Raw genomic sequence first — 6797 nt, 5'->3', positions numbered from 1 at the left:
TACCCCCTGCCTCCCCTACCTATTCCCCGGTACGAGCAATTATAGTCCGGTGACGGGGGCTATTGCTAGTGATAGTAGGACTTTGAAAACCGGCTTTAATTAAAGTTTCCTCAATATCCAAAGCGAAATATTCATCTAAATAGGGTTCTGTACTTTTGAGTAACGTCAAAATGTAGGTTGGCATTTTTTTGTATATTTCTGATTTGGGATTCATATCCATAATTGCCAAATATCCACCTGGACGCAACAACCGACGCACCTCTGCAAAAATATTGTGCGTTGCTAACTGGGGTAATTCATGACAAACTAAAAAAGTTGAAACCAAATCAAAAGATTGATCTGGTAGCCCTGTTGATTCCGCTTGAGCATGAACCCAATTAATATTCGCTTGACGTTGTTGACTGCGATAATTAGCCACAGCCAAAAAATAGGGAGATAAATCTAAACCTGTAACTTTAGCTTGGGGATAAACTGCTTGAAGAGTAAAGGTACTTAATCCCACAGCGCAACCTAAATCTAAAATATCTTGGGGTTGGGGAACTTGTGTCTTTAAAATATCATGATAACTCTGACGTAATTGAGCATCACCTTTTACCCCTGCCTCTGGCCAAATACTAGCATGGACAGTACGAGCCGCAACTTCTAACTCAAAAGCCGCTTGCCAACTCAAATCCCCATTTTCGTAAGCGTGGAAAGGTCGTAGATAGTATTCTGGGTAGGTTAATTGAGAATTTTGAACTTGAGTTAAATCATCTTCCCAATTACGGGCTTGCAGATGTTCAAATTCTTCCATCCAAGGTACACCAATTCTTTTGGCGCGTTTAATCATCATTTGTCTGGCTTGGTATTTGGCCAGATTAAATAATGGCTTAATAGCTAAAACACCATTTACCAAACGGGAAGCTAAATCGGGGGTAGTGGTGACAGTCGTAGTCATAGGTCAATTTAATTAATAGATTACAAAAAAAGGGAACAGGTAACGGGTAACGGGTAACGGGTAACGGGTAACGGGTAACGGGTAACAGCCTCCGAATATCCTCAATTTCCCATATCTGACAAGGAAAAATGCAACTGTTTTGAGACTGTATTTATCAAGAGAAGTCCACAAATATGTATTATTTATGATTTCTATTCTTTTGCACCAATAAAAATAAAATCCCTATAGAAAACAATAGGAATGCTAACAAAATTAATGGTTGTGTTAATCCTATGTTTGTACCCTGGGTTTCCGCAGTCACATTTTGACCGGTTTGTATTGTTTCTACCGTTTTTCCTGCGGCAACAGTCACATCAAACTTTAATTCAAAAGGTTGAAAACTTCCTCCTGTCGCTGGTTTACCACTCAGTTCTAATTGATAGGCTCCTGGCTTGGGAAAAGTAATTGTTGCCCCTGGTATACCTTGATATCGTTCAGCCTGTACAGGTATTAATACAGGCTCAAGTAATGGTGGTTCTCCTGGTGTATGGGGTTCAGCATAAATAGATAATTGGCAATTACACTCTTTAAGCGGTAAAATTTTACCACCTTTGCGAGTAAGAGCAAACCAAGCCTGAGCAGGTTCCCCAGCACGAGGATTGTCATTTGGTTCAATGTGCAGAGTACCACCTATATCGCCTGCTATCTTGACTTTATGAGCAATTATTAATTTATCATTCATAGATAGGTGATTGGTGATTGGTGATTGGTGATTGGTGTTGGCGTTAGCCTGCCGTTAGGCATTATGGTGATTGGATAAACTTCAAATCCGTGTCATCTGTGTAATCCATTAAATCCGTGATCGTGGTTGGTAATTAATTATTTTTTCTGATCTCCACTGTGTAATTCACCTTGACTTGTTGGAAAAACATACAACTTTTCCATGCTTAATTTTAACCAAAAACCATGCGATCGCAGCAAGAATACCCCAAGAGTAATAATTGCTAATAACACAGCCGCTAATTTGTTTCCCCAGGTTAATCGTAAAGAACCCAAATAATGAGAACCAATTAATATCGCGTGAATTGTACTCAATAGTAAAGCTGGAACACTTAAAAGGTGAATTTGTCGCCAACGTTTACCTAAATACTTTTGCCACCAATCAAAACTTGTGCAAGCCGCAGGAATCATTAATACTAAAGCTACAGCACCGGCACTCATACCCCATTGAAACTCCAGAGGTAAAAACCAAAAAGCAGCAAAATTCCACCCTAAAGAATGTTCAATATTATGGGTGGTATGCACCACAGAAAGAATAAAAGCTCCTACTCCCAAAGCCCGACGATAACGCAAAGGTGATGGCCATAGTTTGCTCACAGGACGGGCAATTAACGCCAAAATTAGGCATATTAGTCCAGCGTGTCCGGTGTAGTCTACCATTGTATCCCCAGTTCGCAACAGGGTAATTACGCCAATGATCAGAGTTACCCACCCACCTAAACGAAATAACTGACTTCGCCGGTCTTTACTAATTAAAGCTGTAGAAATACCAACTCCTAACATTGTGGGGAGAGTTCCCAAGCCAAAAGCTAACATGGTGACTGCACTTTGCCATAAATCGCCTGTAGCAGCAGCTTTAATTTGGGCAGCATATAAAAAACCGCAGGGCATTAATCCCCAAGTCATGCCTAAAAGTGCTGGTGTCCACCATTTGCTACGCAAGGATAATTTTACCATAGCTGCACTCAGGCGGTTGTGTAAACTATTTTGTAATAAGGGGTGAAATAGGGGAATGGGTGGCAAAAAGTTTGGTTTAATTTGTCCTAGTCCAAACCAAATCAGCATAATGCCTGTAATAATGGCTATCCACCGACGGAAATCGCTACCAACGCCCGCCAGTTGTCCACCTTCTACTAAGGCTGAACCTATTGCCCCGATAATACCACCTACTAGGGCATAACTTAATAACCGCCCTAAATTTAGTAGAGTATGAAATTTTAGTTGCTGTTGCCAATCAGGAGTTTCTTGTTGATGAGAAAGGGAAAATGCCACTGATAAGGGTCCACACATCCCAAAACAATGTCCAAAACTCCCTAAAAACCCCAGCATGGCGATCAGCAATAAATCTAACATGATTATGAATCAAAATATAAAATTTTTCGTCACGGGAGGTATGGACTATCTAATTATTCCTACAGGAGTTGGAATTATGTTATCGAAAGCATTTCAATTATGTCTGAGTGGCCTTGGTTTAGGTTTAATTTTTGGTAATTCTGTCGCATTTGCCCAAGTGGTTGTTCCTACTGTACCATCAGGCTCAGGAACAGTATCATCGGGTTCGTCCATACCTGCTCCTAATTCTACTAACATTGATAGTGCGACTAGGTTTAGCTGTCAATTTTACAATGGCCAGTATACCGTGATGTATCAGCCGGAAAGTCAGCCAGGACAGTTTTTTCCTTGGGCTGCTCCTGCGGCATTAGGTGATGGTTGGACTCCTCAAAAACGCTGTCAAGCGATCGCTAGTCGTCTAGAATTATATCGTCCTGATGGTCTACAAGAACTTCAAATCGCTGTAGAAAATCGAGAAAATGTGATCTGTGTGACAACTGAGGCTAATTCTGCCTGTAGGATTGTGGTAACTGTCCCCCGTGGTAAGGACCCCTACACTATCCGCACTAATATTTTCCAAAACTTAGCTACTGCTGACAATGGGCAGCAAACTATAGCGGTTAATACTTATACTAATCGTGGCAGTGGAGCAGTTGGAGAATTATATAATTTAGGTCGGACTTTTGGCATTAATGGTAATAGTCGGGTTAGTTCATCTAATCGCGGAATTAATTTAAAACCTTTCCTTGATCCTAAAGATGGTGGTACGGCTAAAAATTTACGCAATGGTGTGTCTTTTGGTGGTCAGTCTCAACCCTCTAATCAGGGAAATTTCAGGTTAAATTCTGATCAATTCCGTAAATAGGAGGTAGGGGGGCAGGGGAGGCAGGGGAGGCAGGGGAAGCAGGGGAGGCAGGGGAAGCAGGGGAAGCAGGGGAGGCAGGGGAGGCAGGGGAGGCAGGGGAGGCAGGGGAGGCAGGGGAGGAATAATTAATTTATCACCAATCCCCAATCCCCAATCCCCAATCCCCAATCACCAATCACCTGCCAACAGCACCTTTAAAATTCCGCGAGTTTGAGCTTTATCAAAAGCTGCTAGAGCTTGACTGAGGGGGTAACGGGCATGAATCAGGGGTTTTATATCTATTTTTTCTGTGGCTAATAATTCTAAGGCTGCGGGAAAGGGTCCGCAACGAGAACCAATGAGAGTGATTTCATCTACCACCAAGGAAGAAGCATCAAGGCTGAGATTACCAGCGTATGTACTTTTCAAAACTAATGTACCACGAGGACGTAAGGCGCGACGAGCGATCGCAAATCCTGAAGGATTTCCTGTACACTCAACTGAAATATCAAAACTTCTCTCTGTCACGGCATCTGCTAAACCTGTTTTTATCCCCCTGTCGGCTAAATTCGCTAATTTCTCTTGATGTCTTCCTACCACTAATAAATCACAACCAGTTAACGCTAAGGTCTGGGCTACCAATTGTCCTAATTTACCATCTCCTACCACTAACACACGATTTTCTGGATTTAATGACACCTGCTGCTGAATTTCTAAGGCTGCTGCTACAGGTTCAGTAAAAGTTGCTGCTTCTGTGGAAAGATGATCTGGTACTGGATGGAGATTTTCTATCGGTAAACACAGATATTCCGCAAAAGCCCCATGACGGTTGACAATTCCTAAAACTGTGCGATTTTCACAGTGAGTTTTTTGTCCATGGCGACAAAACCAACAATGTCCACAGACAGCATTGATTTCTCCTACTACGCGCTTGTTAATTAAGTGTTCTGGGCCTTGTTCGACAATGCCGACAAATTCATGTCCTAAAATCCCATTATAGGGATAGTAGCCTCTGAGTAGTTCTAAGTCTGTATTACATATCCCTGCCTGTAAAACACGTACCAAGGCTTCTCCGGTTGGTGGCACCGGTTTAGGTATGTCTGTGCGTAGTTGTAACTGATTATTTTCTAGCCAGAGTGCTTTCATTGTTAATTTTTAATTAATTGCTTCTATTGAGCCATTATTTTTACTGATCCAAATAATTAGATCGTTTGTACTAATTGCCAACTCGTTTCCTAAAGTTTTAACATATAGAAGTCCGTTGCAGATAGTTATATCTCTAACTGGATACCATGAATCGCGTGTGCGAATCATTAGCTCTAAGGGAATACCGGGTTTTAATAAATGTTGACGATATTTCCACCAAGTTCGCCACAACATCACAGCTTTAGAGCAGTGCATCTTGTATCCTTCAGGGGATTGGCAATACTGGTAATGATGGTATCCTTTATTATCTATATTATTTTTAGGGATAATATAACTGTATTGTTCTAATACATTATTGATTGTTTCCCAGTAGGGGGAATTGGCTTGGACTAAAAATTTTGGTGGGGGAACATTTGTTTGAGCAATGGCAATAATGCCGTCTGTCTTGGTTGTCAGTTGGTTGTTGCGAGAAACTGTTAAGGCTATTAAGTTTTTATTTGCCAATAAAAGTTCTTTTTTTTGAGTTGAACGACTAACAAATTCTTGTATAAGTTCTAAGTCGGATAACATAATTTCTATTCTCTGTAGGATGGACTGATAGAAACCCCAAGAAAATACAAAATACAAGTGTAAGCACTGCCATATATTTGCTTAACTGTTTCTTCGGATTGCTTATTAAATATTTTTATCACTAAAATGCTAAAAATACACACAATCTTCACGAAAATATGTTGAATATTTAATATTGCAGGAGTGAGGAGTCAGCACTTCGGCTACGCTCAGTGACCGGAGTCAGGAGTCAGGAGTCAGGAGTCAGGAGTAAAACCCTGTTGTGAAAAGAGTTTCATCTTTAAAATTTTATATTACTTAAATGCCCTGCAAATAAAGATACTAATTCTGGGCGGCTAACTACTAAGGTGGGAAAAGAGCGATCGCTATAATCTTCTCCGGGTACTAAAGGAAATGGTTCTGACTTCAGAGATACCCAAGAACCACCGGCAGCTAGGAGAATTACCCAAGCGGCGGCAATATCCCAAACCTTTGGTGTAGCTTCAATTCCTGCCAAAACTGCGCCATTTGCTACTGTGAGGAAGTTATAACTAGCAGCACCCAACATCCTCAGTTTGCAGGGAAAATCTGGTTGGATAATTGCTGTACTGCGAGTACAGAGGTTAAAGAAGTGATTTTTACTGAGGGTATCACTACTTACATGAATGGGGTGATGATTGAGAAATGCTCCTGTAGGGGTTATTAAACCTGATGAACCAGGCCAGAAACCGTGAAAAGCATGGTTTAAAGGTGGTAAATAAACATATCCAAAAATAGGTGTGCCTTGGTATAATAAACCAAGAGAAATTGACCAAATGGGAATACCGCGTGTAAAGTTGGTTGTTCCATCTAGGGGATCAATTACCCAGCACCATTCTGTACCGGGAAAAGAGCGATCGCTTTCTTCGGTTAAAATACCGTATCCTGAAAAAGTAGAAGCGATCGCATCCCGAATTTCCTGATCTGCCCATTTATCTGCTTGCGTCACCAAACTACCATCAGCTTTTTGTGTAGCTTGCACCCTGCCAAAATCTTGCATTAATCGCGCTCCCACTTTAACGGTAGTGGTTTGAGCAAATTCCAAAACTGTAGTCCAAAAATCAGTCATTTCTTTTGTTTTCAGGTGAACGAATTGATTAAATTAGTAGTTTGTAGGGTGCGTCAGATGGAATAATTTAGACTAAAATCACTAATTTTAAGATTCTGACGCACCTTATTTCACTAAAAAGG

The 6797-nt window shown here is 41.0% G+C and carries 7 protein-coding genes; 1 reads left to right on the top strand and 6 read right to left on the bottom strand.

Going from position 1 to position 6797, the window contains the following annotated elements:
• Positions 1-19: 19 nt before the first annotated feature.
• From VB711_RS04515 to VB711_RS04505, 3 genes are all read right to left on the bottom strand, one after another.
• Complete coding sequence (locus tag VB711_RS04515) at positions 20-937, bottom strand: class I SAM-dependent methyltransferase (RefSeq protein ID WP_323284537.1); 918 nt, start codon at positions 935-937, stop codon at positions 20-22.
• Positions 938-1115: 178 nt separating this feature from the next.
• Positions 1116-1658 carry a hypothetical protein gene (locus VB711_RS04510; RefSeq protein ID WP_323284536.1) on the bottom strand — a complete coding sequence of 181 codons (543 nt, stop codon included), beginning with the start codon at positions 1656-1658 and terminating at the stop codon, positions 1116-1118.
• A gap of 137 nt (positions 1659-1795) precedes the next feature.
• Positions 1796-3049, bottom strand: a complete 1254-nt coding sequence (locus VB711_RS04505; protein WP_323284535.1) for a sulfite exporter TauE/SafE family protein — start codon at positions 3047-3049, stop codon at positions 1796-1798.
• Between the two features lie 76 nt (positions 3050-3125).
• Between VB711_RS04505 and VB711_RS04500 the strand changes: the two genes are divergently transcribed.
• A complete protein-coding gene (locus VB711_RS04500) occupies positions 3126-3893 on the top strand; it encodes a COP23 domain-containing protein (protein ID WP_323284534.1) in 768 nt (255 codons plus the stop codon).
• Between the two features lie 168 nt (positions 3894-4061).
• Here the strand turns inward: VB711_RS04500 and VB711_RS04495 are convergent, their stop codons facing one another.
• The 3 genes from VB711_RS04495 to VB711_RS04485 all read right to left on the bottom strand — a co-directional run bounded on the left by VB711_RS04495 (position 4062) and on the right by VB711_RS04485 (position 6675).
• Entirely contained in the window at positions 4062-5018 is a 957-nt protein-coding gene (locus VB711_RS04495; RefSeq protein ID WP_323284533.1) for an MDR/zinc-dependent alcohol dehydrogenase-like family protein, read from the bottom strand.
• Between the two features lie 9 nt (positions 5019-5027).
• Positions 5028-5588, bottom strand: coding sequence for a hypothetical protein (locus tag VB711_RS04490; RefSeq protein ID WP_323284532.1), 561 nt, complete (start codon positions 5586-5588; stop codon positions 5028-5030).
• Positions 5589-5868: 280 nt separating this feature from the next.
• Complete coding sequence (locus tag VB711_RS04485; protein WP_323284531.1) at positions 5869-6675, bottom strand: inositol monophosphatase family protein; 807 nt, start codon at positions 6673-6675, stop codon at positions 5869-5871.
• Positions 6676-6797: the final 122 nt, after the last annotated feature.

This window comes from Cronbergia sp. UHCC 0137 (assembly GCF_034932285.1).
Lineage (GTDB): Bacteria > Cyanobacteriota > Cyanobacteriia > Cyanobacteriales > Nostocaceae > Cronbergia.
The sequence above is the reverse complement of the archived record's forward strand: the minus strand, read 5'-3'. Positions and strand labels throughout refer to the sequence as shown.

Coding starts and splice junctions, on each gene's coding strand:
- VB711_RS04515 (WP_323284537.1), bottom strand. CDS start 937: ATGACTACGACTGTCACCACTACCCCCGATTTAGCTTCCCGTTTGGTA.
- VB711_RS04510 (WP_323284536.1), bottom strand. CDS start 1,658: ATGAATGATAAATTAATAATTGCTCATAAAGTCAAGATAGCAGGCGAT.
- VB711_RS04505 (WP_323284535.1), bottom strand. CDS start 3,049: ATGTTAGATTTATTGCTGATCGCCATGCTGGGGTTTTTAGGGAGTTTT.
- VB711_RS04500 (WP_323284534.1), top strand. CDS start 3,126: ATGTTATCGAAAGCATTTCAATTATGTCTGAGTGGCCTTGGTTTAGGT.
- VB711_RS04495 (WP_323284533.1), bottom strand. CDS start 5,018: ATGAAAGCACTCTGGCTAGAAAATAATCAGTTACAACTACGCACAGAC.
- VB711_RS04490 (WP_323284532.1), bottom strand. CDS start 5,588: ATGTTATCCGACTTAGAACTTATACAAGAATTTGTTAGTCGTTCAACT.
- VB711_RS04485 (WP_323284531.1), bottom strand. CDS start 6,675: ATGACTGATTTTTGGACTACAGTTTTGGAATTTGCTCAAACCACTACC.